Source organism: Brevundimonas nasdae (assembly GCF_019395145.1).
GTDB classification, from domain to species: Bacteria; Pseudomonadota; Alphaproteobacteria; order Caulobacterales; family Caulobacteraceae; genus Brevundimonas; species Brevundimonas nasdae.
Genome location: NZ_CP080034.1, coordinates 2631041 through 2646306 on the forward strand (window position 1 = coordinate 2631041; position 15266 = coordinate 2646306).

Genomic DNA, 15266 nt, shown 5'->3' on the forward strand with positions numbered 1-15266 from the left:
GGATCGTATCCAGCGTCAAAAACGTCCAGCGATGCGACCGTAGCCCTGGGTTCCAGGTTCTTCGCTTTGCTCAGCCCCGGAATGACGATCTGCAATGTCGCCGGATTGAATGACGATGGACCTAGCGGGTCAGCTGGGATCCAGCTGTTTGGCTAAAATCACCGCCTGGGTGCGGTTATGGACGCCCAGCTTGCGGAACACACTGGTCAGGTGCGCCTTGATCGTGGCCTCGGACACACCCAGGTCAAAGGCGATCTGCTTGTTCAACCGCCCGGCCTTCAGCCCCTCAAGAATGCGCAGCTGCGACGGCGTCAGGCTGGACACGCGTGCGGCCAGATCATCCGCGTCTTCGACGTCGGGCAGGTCCGGCGCCCAGCTGTCCCCCGCCAGGATGGCGGCGATGGCCTCGACCATCTGCGGCAGGGCGGCGGATTTGGGGATGAAGCCCGCCGCGCCCAGTCCCAGAGCGTGACGCACCACCGGCGCATCCTCGCTGGCGGAAATCACGGCGACCGGCACAGCCGGATATTCGGCCCGCACGGCGGCGAGGCCCGCCATCCCCTCGCTGTCCGACAGTTTCAGATCCAGCAGCAGCAGGTCCACCGGGGCCGACTGCATGGCCGCCTTGGCCTCCGCCAAACTGGCGCATTCCTCGACGGCGGCGCCCGGCGCCGCCTTGTCGAGGGCGGACCGCAAGGCGGCGCGGAACAGCGGATGGTCGTCAGCGATGACGATGCGATCCATAGGCGTCCTTCCCATGCGCGGCCTTCTGTCGTCCGCATTGGCGACATCATGGCGCGGTTCGACTTTGGTCGAAACTAGACCAATGGCCAATGGCCTCCACCACCTCAAGGAGAAAAGGTTCGAGGAACGCAGGCCTGCATAAGACGGGCCCGGGAGGACTCAAAGGATGATCAAGACCAGCCTTATGGCGGGGTCGGCTGTCGCCGCCCTACTGATCACGCCTGGCGCCGCCTTGGCCCAGACCGGCGGCGGCCAGACCAGCGGCGGCCAGGCCGCGCTTGAAGCCCGCATCGCCCAGCTTGAGGCCGAGCTGACCGCGTTGAAGACCGAAGTGGTCGCCTCACGCACCCAGCAGGCGGCCCAGCAAGAGGACATCCTGCGGTTGGAGACGCGGCCCGCCGCCTCTCCTCCGGCGCCGGTTCAACAGGCCGCCGCCCCCGCGCCCCTGAGCGAAGGCTTCCGCATCGGCGATCACACGGTCAGGTTCGGCGGCTTCATAAAACTGGACGCCTCCGTGTCGCGCTATTCCGACGGCGCGCCGCTGAACGGCGATTCCTTGCGCGAATTCCACGTCCCCGGTTCGGTGCCCATCGGCGGCCAGAGCGAGGATGCGGCGACCGATTTCAACGCCCGCCAGACCCGGTTCTGGCTGACCACCGACGGAGTGGTCGGCGGCCACAAGATCGGCACGCGGCTGGAGATGGACTTCCAGACCCTGCCCGGGGTCACGGACCAGCGCACCACCAGCCCGGCCAACCCGGCCCTGCGCCGTGCCTTCGTCACCATCGACAACTGGCTGTTCGGCCAGGAGTGGTCGAACTTCCAGAACACCGCCGTCCTGCCTGAATCCGCCGACTTCATCGGCGCGGCGGAAGGCACGGTCTTCGTGCGCCAGGCCCAGGTCCGCTATACGCGCGGCCCCCTGTCCATCTCGGTCGAGAACCCCGAGACGACCGTCACCCCGTTCGGCGGCGGCGCGCGCATCCTGAACAACGCCAACAGCCTGCCGGACGTGACCGCCCGATATGCCGTCTCACGGCCCTGGGGCGATGTGCAGGTCGCCGGCCTGCTGCGTCAGCTGAAACACCAGAACACCGCCGCCGACATCGATGCGTCCACGACCGGCTGGGGCCTGTCGGCCTCGGCCAAGATCAAGGTCGGCGACAAGGACGACATCCGCCTGATGCTGAGCGGCGGCGAAGGGATCGGCCGCTATCTGGGGCTGAACTTCTCCAACGACGCCGTTGTAACCGCGTCGGGCGACCTGGAGGCCATCGGCGTGGTCGCCGGGTTCGCCGCCTATCGCCACGTCTGGGCGCCGGGCGTGCGCTCCAATCTGATCTGGTCGGCGCAGCGGGTGGACAACGACACCGCAATCACCGGCCTGAACGTCAACCGATCCGCCCAGAGCCTGCATGCGAACTTGATCTGGTCGCCGGTTGCTGCCTTTGATCTGGGCGCCGAGCTGATGTTCGCGGATCGCGAAATCGAGACCGGCGCGAGCGGCGACATGACGCGTCTTATCCTGTTCGCAAAATACGGATTCTGATCTGATGTTGGAGACATCCCGCGTGCCTGATTCCGAACTCTATCCGGTTCCCGCCGAGCTGGCCGCCAAGGCCCACATGAACCGGCAGGCCTATGAGGCGGCGCGGATCGCAGCGCGCGAAACGCCCGACGCCTTCTGGTCGGAACAGGTGAAGCGGCTCGACTGGATCAAGGCGCCGACGAAGATCAAGGACGTCTCCTTCAAGAAGGAGGACTTCCGCATCCGCTGGTTCGAGGACGGGGTGCTGAACGTCTCGGCCAACTGCATCGACCGCCACCTGCCCCATCGCAAGGACGAGACGGCGATCATCTGGGAAGGCGACGATCCCGCGGACAGCCGCGCCATCACCTATGGCGAGCTGCATGACGAAGTCTGCCGCATGGCCAATGTGCTGAAGGCGCATGGGGCCAAAAAAGGCGACCGGATCACCCTGTATCTGCCCATGATCCCCGAGGCCGCCTACGCCATGCTGGCGTGCGCGCGGATCGGGGCGGTGCATTCGGTCGTGTTCGGCGGATTTTCGCCCGACAGCCTGTGCGGCCGGATCGAGGACTGCGGATCGACCCTGGTCATTACCGCCGACGAAGGCGTGCGCGGCGGCAAGGCCGTGCCGCTGAAGGCCAATGTCGATGCGGCGCTGGAGAAGGTGAAGGTCGACACGGTTCTGGTCGTGCGCCGCACCGGCGCAGACGTGCCGATGATCGAAGGCCGCGACTTCGACTACGCCGCCGAGGCCGCCAAGGTCACGACCGACTGCCCGCCCGCGCCGATGAACGCCGAAGACCCGCTGTTCATCCTCTACACCTCGGGATCGACGGGAAAGCCCAAGGGGGTGCTGCACACCACGGGCGGCTATCTGTTCTGGGCCGCCTGGACGCATGAGCTGGTATTCGACTATCGCCCCGGCGAGGTCTTCTGGTGCACCGCCGACGTGGGCTGGGTCACCGGCCATTCCTATCTGCTGTACGGCCCGCTGGCGAACGCGGCGACGACCCTGATGTTCGAGGGCGTGCCCAACTATCCCGACAGCAGCCGCTTCTGGCAGGTGGTGGACAAGCACAAGGTCGAGATCTTCTACACCGCCCCCACGGCCCTGCGCGCCCTGATGCGCGAGGGCGACGCCCCGGTGAAGGCGACCTCGCGCGCCTCGCTGCGCATCCTCGGCACGGTCGGCGAGCCGATCAACCCCGAGGCCTGGCGCTGGTATCATGAGGTCGTCGGCGACAGCCGCTGCCCCATCGTGGACACCTGGTGGCAGACCGAGACGGGCGGCCATCTGATCACGCCCCTGCCCGGCGCCACCGACCTGAAGCCCGGCTCCGCCACCCTGCCCCTGCCCGGCGTCGAGCTGCAGATCGTCGATGCGGAAGGTCAGGAGCTGACCGGCGCCGTGTCCGGCAACCTGTGCATCACCGACAGCTGGCCGGGCCAGATGCGCACCGTCTATGGCGACGACCAGCGCTTCTTCGACACCTATTTCTCGACCTATCCGGGCCGCTATTTCACCGGCGACGGCTGCCGTCGGGACGAGGACGGCTATTACTGGATCACCGGACGGGTGGACGACGTCATCAACGTCTCGGGCCACCGCATGGGCACCGCCGAGATCGAGAGCGCCCTGGTGCTGCATGACGATGTCGCCGAGGCCGCCGTGGTCGGTTATCCGCACGACATCAAGGGCCAGGGCATCTACGCCTATGTCACCCTGAACAAGGGTGTTGAGGCCAGCGAAGAGCTGCGCAAGGCGCTGGTCGCTCATGTCCGTCGCGAAATCGGTCCCATCGCCGCCCCCGACGTGATCCAGTGGGCGCCGGGCCTGCCCAAGACCCGCTCGGGCAAGATCATGCGCCGCATCCTGCGCAAGATCGCCGAAAACGAGATCGGCGCCCTGGGCGACACCTCGACCCTGGCCGATCCGTCGGTGGTGGACGATCTGGTCAAGAACCGCGCGGGCGCCTGATTTCCGGCTTCTGACGCCACGCTTAATCAAGGCCCGGGCTTCAACCCCGGGCCATAGCGGCCTATCAGTGCGGCGACCCGCCGCAGCCTGAGCCGTCCATGCCTCGTTTCCTGTCCCGCCTGCCGATCGACGGCTATCTTCTGGCCCTGATCGGCATGGTGGTTCTGGCGGCCCTGCTGCCCGCCAGCGGCCAGGGCGCGGTCGTGATGGACGTGGTGGTCAAGGTCGCCATCGCCCTGCTGTTCTTCCTGTATGGGGCGCGGATGTCGCCTGCGGCCATTGCAGCGGGCCTGATGCACTGGCGGCTGCAGGGGACGGTCTTCCTCAGCACCTTCCTGCTGTTCCCCCTGCTGGGTCTGGGGCTGGTCTTCCTGATGCGCGGGTCGCTGCAGCCCGACCTGCTGACCGGCATGATGTTCCTGTGCCTGCTGCCGTCCACGGTGCAGTCGTCGATCGCCTTCACCTCCATCGCCGGCGGCAACGTCCCCGGTGCCCTGACCAGCGCCAGCCTGTCGAACCTGATCGGGGTGGTGGTCACCCCCCTGTTGGTCGCCCTGCTGATCGGAAGCGCGGGCGGCAGCGCAGGCGGGGGCATCCATCTGCAGTCCATTCTCGACATCGGTCTGCAGATCCTGGTGCCCTTCGCCGTGGGCCAGTTGTGCCGCCCGCTGCTGCTGGGCTGGCTGACCCGTCACGCCAAGCTGACCGGGCTGGTGGATCGCGGCTCGATCCTGCTGATCGTCTACGCCGCCTTCAGCGAGGGCATGGTCGCCGGGGTCTGGTCCCATGTCGCGCCGGCCGACCTGGCCAAGGTGATCGGCCTGAACATCGTGCTGCTGGGGCTGGTGCTCGGCCTGACCCTTCTGGCGGGACGCGCGCTCAAGTTCGACCGGCCCGACCGGATCGTCATCCTGTTCTGCGGCTCAAAGAAAAGCATGGCCAGCGGCATTCCGATGGCCGGCATCCTGTTCGCCAGCGCCTCCGTGCCGCTGATCGTCCTGCCGATCATGCTGTTCCACCAGATCCAGCTGTTCGCCTGCACCATCATCGCCCAGCGCTACGCCCGCGAAAATGCGGCCCGCCTGAAAGACGAGCCGCAGATCGAAGCCTATTGATATGATGGTGCGGACTTAGCTGTCCGCGAGGCTCAACGTCTTCTCCGCCGCCTGGCCGCCCGCCGCATCGGCGCGGTTGGCGGCGCCCAGCAGGGCCTTCAGCGAGGCGGTGGCCACATCCGGGTCGGTCGCCACGCCGAAGATGGTGCGCCCGTCCGCCGTGCGGCATTCGACATAGGCCGCCGCCTGAGCGTCGCCGCCGTGGCCGATGGCGTGTTCGTGGTAGTCCTCGATATCCAGCACCAGGCCGCAGTCTTCGCGCAGGGCGTCCAGAACGCTGGACAGGAAGCCGTTGCCGCGCCCTGAAATCCGGCGCTCTTCGCCATTCAGGCGGATGCGGCCGGTGAAGCGGCGCTCCTGCCCGGGCGCCGAGCGACCCTCTTCATAGTCCACCAGGGCGAACGGGCCGTTCCCGCCCTCCGGCGCATAGACTGAACGGAACACGTCCCAGATGTCGGCGGCGGTCAGTTCGCGGCCCACCTGATCGGCGAAGGCCTGAACATGCTGGCTGAAGTCGGCCTGCATGCGCTTGGGCAGTTTCAATCCCTTGTCCTGTTCCAGCACCCAGGCGAAGCCGCCCTTGCCGGACTGGGAGTTGACGCGGATCACCGCCTCGTACGACCGGCCCAGATCGGCCGGGTCGATGGGCAGATAGGGCACGTTCCAGATATGGTCGTTGCGCTTGGCCTGGGCGGCGAAGCCCTTCTTGATCGCGTCCTGGTGGCTGCCCGAGAAGGCGGTGAAGACCAGTTCTCCGGCATAGGGATGGCGCGGATGGACCGGCAGGGCGTTGCAGTGCTCGACCGTCTGGATCACCGCATCCATGTCCGAGAAGTCCAGCTCGGGATCGACCCCTTGCGTGTACAGATTCAGCGCCAGGGTCACCAGATCGACATTGCCGGTGCGCTCGCCATTGCCGAACAGGCAGCCCTCGACGCGGTCGGCGCCGGCCATGACCGACAGCTCCGCCGCCGCCACGCCCGTGCCCCGATCGTTGTGCGGGTGAACCGATACGATCACGCTGTCGCGGCGCGAGATGTGGCGGCAGAACCATTCCACCTGGTCCGCATAGACGTTCGGCGTCGCCGCCTCGATCGTGGCGGGCAGGTTGAAGATGATCGGCCGCTCGGGCGTCGGCTCGATCACGTCCAGAACGGCCTCGCAGACCTCCAGGCTGTAATCCAGTTCGGCGGTGGAGAAGGTCTCGGGACTGTATTCGAAGCGCCAGTCGGTGTCGGGGCGGCGCTCGGCCTCCTCACGCATCCGCGACATGCCCTCGACGGCGATCTTCTTGATGCCCGCGCGGTCCATGCCGAAAACGATCTCGCGCCAGGCGGGCGACAGGGCGTTGTACATGTGGACGACGGCGGTCCTGGCGCCTTCCAGGCTTTCGAACGACCGGGCGATCAGATCCGCCCGCGCCTGGGTCAGCACCTGCACCACCACGTCGTCGGGAATGCTGCCCGCGCGGACCAGGCCGTTGATGAAGTCGAACTCGGTCGCGCCCGCCGAGGGGAAGCCGACCTCGATCTCCTTGACGCCGATCTTCACCAGCAGGTCGAAGAAGCGCTGCTTCTTCTCGGCGTTCATCGGGTCGATCAGGGCCTGGTTGCCGTCGCGCATGTCCGTCGACAGCCAGCGCGGCGCCTTGTCGATGGTGCGGCTGGGCCACTGGCGATCCGGCAGATCGATGGTCGGGAACGGGCGATATTTGATGGAGGGGTCGCGCAACACGGTGCGTCTCCTGAGAACTTCGTAGCGATATGTGGGGTACGACAGGCGTGATCCGCCGCCGGGCAGCCGTCAGTCCCGGCGGCAGCCAATAAGTCGCGACCCGGCGAGCAGGCGCTCAGCCGGACGAAGATTCAGGAAAAGGGCGAAAGAATTTGCCACGCACCACCCTACCAAGGATCGATTGACGAAACAATCCACCCTTTGCGTGTCGATAGGATTTGGAGCGGGTGAGGGGAATCGAACCCCTGACATTCAGCTTGGGAAGCTGACGTTCTACCTCTGAACTACACCCGCGCCGGGCGGTCGCAGCAGCGTCGCGGAGACGGCTCGACCCTTGATCCCATAGCGGCGCGGGCGGTTCGGCTCAAGGCGAGATGCGGCGGCGGGCCGCCGCATCCGCATCTTACTGCACGGGTTCGACGGTGACGCCGCGCGATTTCAGGATGGCCTGGACGCTGTCCTCGCCGGCCAGGTGGGCGGCGCCGACGGCGATGAAGGCGGTGCCGGAGCCCTGCAGCAGGGTCTGGATCTGGTTGGCCCAGTCGGTGTTCCGCTCGACCAGCAGCACCTTGTACAGTTCGGGGGAGTCCGACTTCATTTCCTGAACGGCGACCCGGTCCAGAGTGGCGACGTCGCCCTGGGCCCAGGCGCCGACCATGGTGTCGAGCATGGTCGTGGCCTCGTCATAGTTCTTCAGCGTCTCACGCAGGAAGGCCAGTTGCGTGTCGTCGGGCAGGTTGGCCAGCATGCCGATCTGCTTGTCCAGCGTCTCGAAGCCATGGATCGGCTTGCCCGCCGCCTCGGCCCGCGCCTTCAGGGCCATTTCGACGCCGGACTTGGGATCATACCCCGCCTTGACCAGGGGAGCGACCGACAGGCTGAGCGCCGCCAGCCAGGGCTTCATGATGTCCATCTGGGCCGCGCTGGCGCCGATGGCCTTGGCGGCCTCGTCCAGTTCGGCGACTTCCTCCGGCGTCAGGCGGCTGCTGAGCGGCGTCTGCGGCGACAGGCCATGCTGCTGGATCAGAGGCATGATGGCGGCCTGATCATCGGGATTGCTGATCTCGAACCAGATGTCGGAAGCGCTGTCGAAGGCCTGGGTGACGCGCGGGCTGGCCCAGCCGGTCGTCGGGCGCAGCACATGGATCGAGCCGAACAGATACAGGGTCGAGTCCGCATCCTTGACCACCCACAGGGCCGGGCCTTGCCCTTGAATGGCGGGATGGGCGGCGGCGGGCGCGGCGTCCTGGGCCAGGGCCTGACCGGGCGCGCCCGAGATGGCGAAGAACAGGGCCAGACCACCAGCCGCGCCGACGGCGGCGCGGGCGAGGTTGGAGGCGGAGGTCTTGAGGACGGCGGACAGTTTCATGAAGTCTCCTTGATCGTCTTGGATCAGATGTGGATTGGCGGGATCAGGCCAGGCCGCGACGAACGCTGACCGTTAGGGATGCGGCGAGATAGACAGCCATCAGGACGGCGTAGACGTCCCAGGCCGTCAGGGGCGTGGCGACGCCCAGACGCTCGGCGGCGGCCCAGATGAACAACAGACCCTGCCCCAGGAAGAAGGCGATGGTCGCCGTCTCCAGCACCGAACGGCGCAGCAGTTCGTCAGCCTGCCGATAGACGCGCCAGTTCATCACCGTATGGGCGACGAACAGGAGGGCGATGGCGGCGACGCCGAAGAGAGGCGGCAGGCCGGTCAGGCTGAACACCATCGGCAGCAGCAGGATGAGGCCGGAAAAGCCGATGACCAGGGCCTGGAAGCGGGCGACCGCGATCTCATGAGCGGACGCCGGTCCTTCCAGTTTGTACATGCGGCCGAGGCGGCGGGCGTTCAGGCTGGTGATCAACACGGCGATCGCGCCGAAGATCAGACCGCCCGCCAGCAGGCAGGCCAGCACGTCCGACCATCTGAGGTCCGCCGCAGGCAGGGCATGAGGGAAGACTTCGGCGGCGAGATGACCCACGCCATAGCCCGCCACGCCGCAGACGGCGAAGATCAGGGCGATGCCGCCAAGCGGTCTGGCCCATTGCGGCATGGACTTGGAAGACAGGTTCGTCATGGCGAGGCCCTATTCCGAGAAGATGGATTCGATGGGTTGTTCGAAGATCCGGGCGATCTTGAACGCGAGCGGCAGGGACGGGTCGTAACGACCGGTCTCCAGCGCATTGACGGTCTGGCGCGATACGCCCAGCACCTCGGCCAGATGGGCCTGGGACCAGTCGCGTTCGGCGCGCAGAACCTTGAGACGGTTGTTCATGGCTCAGCCCCGCATCCGCGCCAGCCACCACCAGGTCCAGACGACGATATAGCCGATCATCATCGGCGCCAGCATCAGGGCCGCGCCGGTCAGCATATAGTCGATCGGCTGGCCGCCCGTGCCGATGGACCGTGCGATCACCTCGCGCCATGGCCCCGCCGACGCCAGAATGAAGGCGATGCCGCCCACGCACATGCCGCCAGAACCGCCCCAGTACCAGGCGGACTTATGGGCTTCGCGCGCGGCCTCATCGATGGAGCGCATCCATTCGGCGCCGATCCACAGCGCGCCGATCATCATGCCCGCGGCATAGACGCCGAACACGGTCAGAATGGCCACGCTATCAGGGAACCAGCCTGCCTTCTCGCCATAACCGGCGAGGATCGCGCCTGGAATGAGGAACGCAATGCCGGCGCCCAATGTGATGGCGGTCGCCTTGGTGACCTTCGACCATTTGCGCATTCGTCAATACCCCTTGTCTAAATGACAAGTGTATTTGTCACATCGAAAAAGGCATTGTCAAGCAAGCTTTCCATATTTCATGCGGAGATGTTTCAGTCCCCGTTCGGCGCGATCAATTCCGGGCGGCTGATGATGCGCGGCGCAGTCTCGACCGGAGGCAGCTCGGGCAGGGCCTTGCCCTCATGGTCGACCTGCAGGTCCTCGAAGCGACGGGCCGAGACCATGACCTGGCTTTCCAGCGACCCGACGAACTGATTGTATTTGCCGACCGCCTGATCCAGCGCCCGCCCGACGGCGGAGGCGTGCCCCCCCATGACCGACAACCGCTTGTAAAGCTCGCGCCCAAGAGCGGCGACCTTGTCGGCGTTGGCGGCCTGCTCCTCGGCGCGCCAGCCATAGGCGACGGCCTTGCACAGGGCGAACAGGGTGGACGGGGTGGCGATGACGACGCGGGATTCCATGGCGTTGGACAAGAGGTCCGGATCATGGTCCAGCGCCGTGGCCAGGAAGCTGTCGCCCGGGACGAACAGGACGACGAAATCGGGGCTGGGCTTGAACTGGTCCTGATAGGCCTTGGTCGACAACTGGCGCACGTGGGTTTTCAGGCTGGCGGCGGTGCGCAGACCGACCGAGCGGGCGCGCGCTTCTTCGTCCCCCTCCCCTTCATCAAAGGCCAGCGGCACCTTGGCGTCGATCACGAACATGCCGCCGCCGGGCAGGCGCACGATGAAGTCGGGGCGGTTCTGGCGGCCCTCGTCGTCGGCGCTGGAGGTTTGTTCGGTGAAGTCGAATCGTCCGGCCATGCCTGCGGCCTCCAGCACATTGCGGCAGGTCTGTTCGCCCCAGCGTCCGCGACGGCCGGTGTTGCCGCGCAGGGCCTCGGTCAGCTTGCGGGCCTCGTCGCGCGTGGCGGAGGAGGCCGTCATCAGGGCCGCCAACTGCTCGCGCAGGCCGCCTGTCTCCTCGGCGCGGGTCTTCTCCAGCGCGGCGACATGCTCCTGGAACTTGGTCAGGGTGTCGGCGACGGGCTTGAGCTGAGCCGCCATCCGCTCGCGCGCCAGCTGGTCCTGGGCGCGGAAGGTCTCGGTCGCGCGGCTGACCATCTGATCCGCCACCACCTGCGCCGACTGGGCCGCCTGGGCGCGCAGCAGTTCGCCCATGGTGACGCGGCTTTCCTCGACCAGATCAATCCGCGCCTCGGCCGCCGCCAGATCGCCGCGCGTCCGCTGCCAGCCCATATAGGCCCACAGGAAACCGCCCCCCAAAGCGGCGGCGAGCAGGGCGAGGATGGGGACGATCATGTTCATGCTCCGTTCCTAGCCGGAGTCGCGGCGGTTTTGAAGCCGCCCGCATCTTTCAGGAACGCCGGTCGCTCCCTGACGTTGGTTTGGCTGCATCCATTCGTTCAATGAGAGGCGCCCATGACACCCGTAGAACCCGACCGCCACGACAAGGCCGCCGACGCGGTCCACGAAGGACGCCCCGTCGAGGCGCAATATGTGCGCGGCGGCCGACGCAATCCGCGCATGCTGGTGCTGCTGTTGTTGTCGACCGGCGCGGTGGCCATCCTGCTGTTGGGCATGTGGCTGGTGTCCAACGGCGGTTTCAGCGCCCAGAACCCGACCGCCGGCGAGCAGGCGGCGCAGGCCCGCACTTTCGATGAGACAGACGGGGGAGCGCCCGCCGCTCAGACGCCGCCCGCGACGCCGTCCAACTGATCGACCTCAGGCGGGACGGCGCGCCCGCAGGGCCTGGACGATGGTGCCGTCGTCCAACCAATCCAGTTCGCCGCCGACCGGCACGCCGCGCGCCAGAGAAGTAACCTCGACCTCCGGGCCGGAAATACGTTCGGCGACATAATGGGCCGTAGTCTGGCCGTCGACGGTGGCAGGCAGGGCCAGCACGACCTCGCGCACGCCGCCGCCCCCTTCTCTCTGATGCCTGACCCGTCCCACCAGTTCGGTGATGCGCAGATGCTCAGGCCCCACGCCGTCGAGGGCGGACAACAGGCCGCCCAGCACATGATATTTGCCACGGAACGCGCCGGACCGCTCCATCGCCCACAGGGCGCCGGCCTCCTCGACCACGCAGATCAGGCCGTTGTCGCGCGAACCGTCTGAACAGATGGCGCAGGGATCGCGCGTGTCGGGCGCGCCGCACACCGAGCAGGACACGACCTTCTCCGCCGTCTCAGCCAGAGACGCCGCCAGCGGCACAAGCAGTTGCTCGCGCCGCTTCAACAGGGCCAGCGCCGCACGACGCGCGGATCGCGGGCCTAGACCCGGCAGCTTGGCCAGCAGCGAAATGAGCCGTTCGATCTCCGGCCCGGCGGACGCAGCCATCAGAAGAGTTTCGGCATTCCGGGAATGTTCATCCCGGCCATCGGACCCGCCGCCTCACGCATCAGGGCGTTGTTCTGCTCGTCCAGCTTGCGCTTGGCGTCGGCGTGAGCGGCGACGATCAGGTCGGCCAGGATCTCGCCCTCGCCGGGCGTCAGCAGGCTGTCGTCAATCTTGATCGCAGTGATCTCTCCCGGCCCCTTCAGGGATACCGAGACGAGCCCGCCGCCCGAGGAGCCCTCGGCGGAGGTTTCGGCCATCCTGGCCTGGGCGTCCTGCAGCTTTTGCTGCATCGCCTGGGCCTGCTGCATAAGTTGAGTAAGGTCTTTCATACCCCCTAGATAGGGCGAACGACGCGTGTCGCACAGGGGGTTCGTTTCGTGGCGCGTCGTCGCATATGGAAACATTGAATTGCTGGTTTTGCACTTGCAGCAATTCTCAGAGCGCCTAATTAGCACCTGCACTCGTTGCTAATCTAATCAGGACGCCTCCCCAATGGCCTATGATGCCGTAACCCAACGCGACGCCCCGCTGTCGGACGCCGCCCTGTCGCAGCTTTTCACCGAAGCGCGCACCCGCAACGCCTGGAGCGACCGCCCCGTCGCGCCGGAACTGCTGCACAAGCTGTACGACCTGACCAAGTTCGGCCCCACGGCGGTCAACGCCACCCCGGCCCGCTTCCTGTTCATCACCTCGCCCGAGGCCAAGGCCCGTCTGGCCCCGCTGATGGCTGAAGGCAACCGCGCCAAGACGCTGCAGGCGCCGGTGAATCTGATCATCGCCCAGGACATCGACTTCCACGAGCATCTGGACACCCTGTTCCCGCACGCGCCGGGCGCCAAGGACTGGTTCGGTGAAGAAGCCGGTCGCCGCGAGACCGCCTTCCGCAACGCCTCGCTGCAAGGCGGTTATCTGACCATCGCCGCCCGCGCCCTGGGCCTGGACGTCGGCCCGATGTCCGGTTTCGACGCCGCCGGCGTGAAGGCCGAGTTCTTCGCCGACAGCAATGTCGAGCCGAACTTCATCATCAACCTGGGCTATGGCACCGACGAGAACCTGTTCCCGCGCTCGCCGCGCCTGTCGTTCGATCAGGCCGCCAAAATCCTCTGAGGCGAAGCCTGCTTTAGAAGATCAAAGGCCCCGGACGCTGGTCCGGGGCCTTTTCGTTTTCAGTCCTCGTCGTCGCCTGCGTCGTCGGGGATTTCCGGGGTCACCACCGTGGGGGCGATCCGCTTGATCTCGCCCAGGGTCGCGCCGGGGAAGGCCTTCAGCACCGCAACCACGAACGGGTCGGCCTCGACCGCCGCACGCTCGGCCGCGCGGGCCTTCTTCTGTTGTTCGATCAGGGTTTCGCCGCCGCCCTGGCCGTTGGCGGCGATCAGCCAGGTGCGGCCGGTCCATTCCTTCAACCGCCCAGCCAGCTTGCGCGCCAGTTCAATCGGCGCGCCCTCGACGCTTTCATAGACGATGGCGCCGGGCTTGAACGAGACGGGTTTGACGAACCGCTCGACATCCATCTGCAGGCCGATTTCGCGCTTCTCGCCGATCAGGGCCACGACCTGCTCGAAACTCTGCGGATTGGGCAAAGCGGACTGGACCACCGGGCGCGCCGCCAGTTGGGCCGAGGCGCCGCCGCCGCCCCCGCCGCCGCCGCCGCCACGCGGGGCCAAGCCGCCGCCGATGGGATCGCCGGACTGCAGACGTTTCAGCGCCTCTTCCGGTCCCGGCAGGTCCGCTGCATAAGCCAGACGCACGATGGCCATCTCGACCGCATCGGCGGGATTGGGCGCGCGGCGCACCTCGTCCAGCGCCTTCAACAACATCTGCCAGGTGCGCGACAGGGTCGCCGCCGGTATGGCCGCGCCCAGGGCCGTCAGCTTCTGCGCCTGATCATTGGGCAGGCGGGTCGCATTCGGGCCCAGCATCTTGGCGACCGAGGCCGCGTGGCAATGCTCCAGCAGGTCGTTGGTCACCTGCACCGGATCGGCGCCGAAGCCGTACAGGGTGCGGAAATTCTCCAGCGCCTCAGGCGTGCGGCCCGCCATGATCGATTCGAACAGGGCGATGGTCTGGCTGCGGTCGGCCAGACCCAGCATGTCGCGCACCGTCTCGGTCTTGACCATCTGGCCGCGCTCGGCCTGCACCAGGGCCTGATCCAGCAGCGACAGGCCGTCGCGCACCGAGCCTTCCGCCGCGCGTGAGATCAGGGCCAGGGCGTCCTGTTCGATCTTCATGCCTTCGCGGTCGGCGATCCGGCCCAGGTGCTCGACCAGGATCTCCGGCTCGACCCGGCGCAGGTCGAAGCGCTGGCACCGGCTGAGGATCGTCACCGGCACCTTGCGGATTTCGGTCGTGGCGAAGATGAATTTGGCGTGGGGCGGCGGCTCTTCCAGCGTCTTCAGCAGGGCGTTGAACGCCTGCGTCGACAGCATGTGGACCTCGTCCAGCACATAGACCTTGTAGCGGGCCTCGACGGGGGCGTAGCGGACGCTTTCCAGGATGTCGCGGATGTCGTTGACGCCCGTGTGCGACGCGGCGTCCATCTCCATGACGTCCATGTGCTGACCGGCCATGATGGCGGCGTCGTGCCGTCCCTGCGCGCTCAGGGTCAGAGACGGCCGGTCGATGACGTCGGTTTCATTGTTCAGCGCGCGGGCCAGCAGGCGCGCGGTGGTGGTCTTGCCGACCCCCCGCACCCCGGTCAACATGAAGGCGTGAGCGATCCGGCCCGTGGCGAAGGCGTTGGTCAGGGTGCGGACCATCGCCTCCTGGCCGATCAGATCCTCAAAGGTGCGCGGGCGGTATTTGCGGGCCAGCACCTGATAGGCCGACCCATCGTCTGCATGGGCCTCGATCTCGGACGGCGCGGTTTTGGGCGCAGCGGCCGGCGCCGCAGCCACGGGCGCAGCAGCCGGTTCAGGCGCAGCCGCAGGCGAACCGAACATGTCGTCGGTGTTCTCGTCGCGTTCGGCGACGTCGTCCTCTTCCCAGGGCGGGCCGTCGAGGCTGGGGTCATGGTCCGTCATGGAGCGACTCTTACAATGGGCGACCGTCGCCGCGAAGCGATTCCCGCCCCCCGTTCGTCATTCCGGTCGCAGCGCA

General features: G+C 66.9%; 15 protein-coding genes and 1 tRNA gene. 5 read left to right on the forward strand and 11 right to left on the reverse strand.

Annotation, left to right across the window (positions count from 1 at the left end):
- Positions 1-129: 129 nt before the first annotated feature.
- Positions 130-759, reverse strand: coding sequence for a response regulator transcription factor (locus tag KWG56_RS12800; protein ID WP_244999510.1), 630 nt, complete (start codon positions 757-759; stop codon positions 130-132).
- 151 nt (positions 760-910) lie between these two features.
- Between KWG56_RS12800 and KWG56_RS12805 the strand changes: the two genes are divergently transcribed.
- From KWG56_RS12805 to KWG56_RS12815, 3 genes are all read left to right on the forward strand, one after another.
- Positions 911-2293, forward strand: a complete 1383-nt coding sequence (locus KWG56_RS12805) for a DcaP family trimeric outer membrane transporter (RefSeq protein ID WP_219355045.1) — start codon at positions 911-913, stop codon at positions 2291-2293.
- A gap of 4 nt (positions 2294-2297) precedes the next feature.
- Positions 2298-4253, forward strand: a complete 1956-nt coding sequence (acs, locus tag KWG56_RS12810; protein ID WP_219355046.1) for an acetate--CoA ligase — start codon at positions 2298-2300, stop codon at positions 4251-4253.
- Between the two features lie 98 nt (positions 4254-4351).
- On the forward strand, positions 4352-5368 hold the full coding sequence (locus KWG56_RS12815) for a bile acid:sodium symporter family protein (protein ID WP_219355047.1): 1017 nt from the start codon (positions 4352-4354) through the stop codon (positions 5366-5368).
- A gap of 15 nt (positions 5369-5383) precedes the next feature.
- Here the strand turns inward: KWG56_RS12815 and leuA are convergent, their stop codons facing one another.
- The 7 genes from leuA to KWG56_RS12850 form a co-directional block, all read right to left on the reverse strand.
- The gene (gene leuA, locus KWG56_RS12820; RefSeq protein WP_219355048.1) at positions 5384-7102 is read right to left on the reverse strand and encodes a 2-isopropylmalate synthase; all 1719 of its coding nucleotides are present in this window, start codon (positions 7100-7102) and stop codon (positions 5384-5386) included.
- Between the two features lie 219 nt (positions 7103-7321).
- Positions 7322-7396, reverse strand: a tRNA-Gly gene (locus tag KWG56_RS12825).
- Positions 7397-7505: 109 nt separating this feature from the next.
- The gene (locus KWG56_RS12830; protein WP_219355049.1) at positions 7506-8471 is read right to left on the reverse strand and encodes a TraB/GumN family protein; all 966 of its coding nucleotides are present in this window, start codon (positions 8469-8471) and stop codon (positions 7506-7508) included.
- A gap of 43 nt (positions 8472-8514) precedes the next feature.
- A complete protein-coding gene (locus KWG56_RS12835) occupies positions 8515-9165 on the reverse strand; it encodes a hypothetical protein (RefSeq protein ID WP_219355050.1) in 651 nt (216 codons plus the stop codon).
- Between the two features lie 9 nt (positions 9166-9174).
- The gene (locus tag KWG56_RS12840) at positions 9175-9363 is read right to left on the reverse strand and encodes a helix-turn-helix transcriptional regulator (protein ID WP_201101015.1); all 189 of its coding nucleotides are present in this window, start codon (positions 9361-9363) and stop codon (positions 9175-9177) included.
- A 3-nt stretch (positions 9364-9366) separates the two neighbouring features.
- Positions 9367-9825, reverse strand: a complete 459-nt coding sequence (locus tag KWG56_RS12845; protein ID WP_219355051.1) for a hypothetical protein — start codon at positions 9823-9825, stop codon at positions 9367-9369.
- A 92-nt stretch (positions 9826-9917) separates the two neighbouring features.
- On the reverse strand, positions 9918-11132 hold the full coding sequence (locus KWG56_RS12850; protein ID WP_219355052.1) for a DNA recombination protein RmuC: 1215 nt from the start codon (positions 11130-11132) through the stop codon (positions 9918-9920).
- A gap of 114 nt (positions 11133-11246) precedes the next feature.
- Here KWG56_RS12850 and KWG56_RS12855 point away from each other — a divergent pair, with 114 nt between their 5' ends.
- Entirely contained in the window at positions 11247-11543 is a 297-nt protein-coding gene (locus tag KWG56_RS12855; protein WP_219355053.1) for a hypothetical protein, read from the forward strand.
- A 6-nt stretch (positions 11544-11549) separates the two neighbouring features.
- On the opposite strand, the gene recR is transcribed toward KWG56_RS12855, so the two are convergent.
- Together recR and KWG56_RS12865 are read right to left on the reverse strand one after the other, a co-directional pair.
- A complete protein-coding gene (gene recR, locus KWG56_RS12860) occupies positions 11550-12167 on the reverse strand; it encodes a recombination mediator RecR (protein ID WP_219355054.1) in 618 nt (205 codons plus the stop codon).
- Positions 12167-12496 (reverse strand): YbaB/EbfC family nucleoid-associated protein, encoded by a 330-nt coding sequence (locus KWG56_RS12865; RefSeq protein WP_201101010.1) that lies wholly within the window; start codon positions 12494-12496, stop codon positions 12167-12169. The genes recR and KWG56_RS12865 overlap by 1 nt, the downstream gene beginning before the upstream one ends.
- Before the next feature lie 163 nt (positions 12497-12659).
- On the opposite strand from KWG56_RS12865, the gene KWG56_RS12870 reads away from it, so the two are divergent.
- The gene (locus KWG56_RS12870) at positions 12660-13274 is read left to right on the forward strand and encodes a malonic semialdehyde reductase (RefSeq protein WP_219355055.1); all 615 of its coding nucleotides are present in this window, start codon (positions 12660-12662) and stop codon (positions 13272-13274) included.
- Positions 13275-13333: 59 nt separating this feature from the next.
- Here the strand turns inward: KWG56_RS12870 and KWG56_RS12875 are convergent, their stop codons facing one another.
- Positions 13334-15190 (reverse strand): DNA polymerase III subunit gamma/tau, encoded by a 1857-nt coding sequence (locus KWG56_RS12875; RefSeq protein ID WP_219355056.1) that lies wholly within the window; start codon positions 15188-15190, stop codon positions 13334-13336.
- Positions 15191-15266 lie beyond the last annotated feature (76 nt).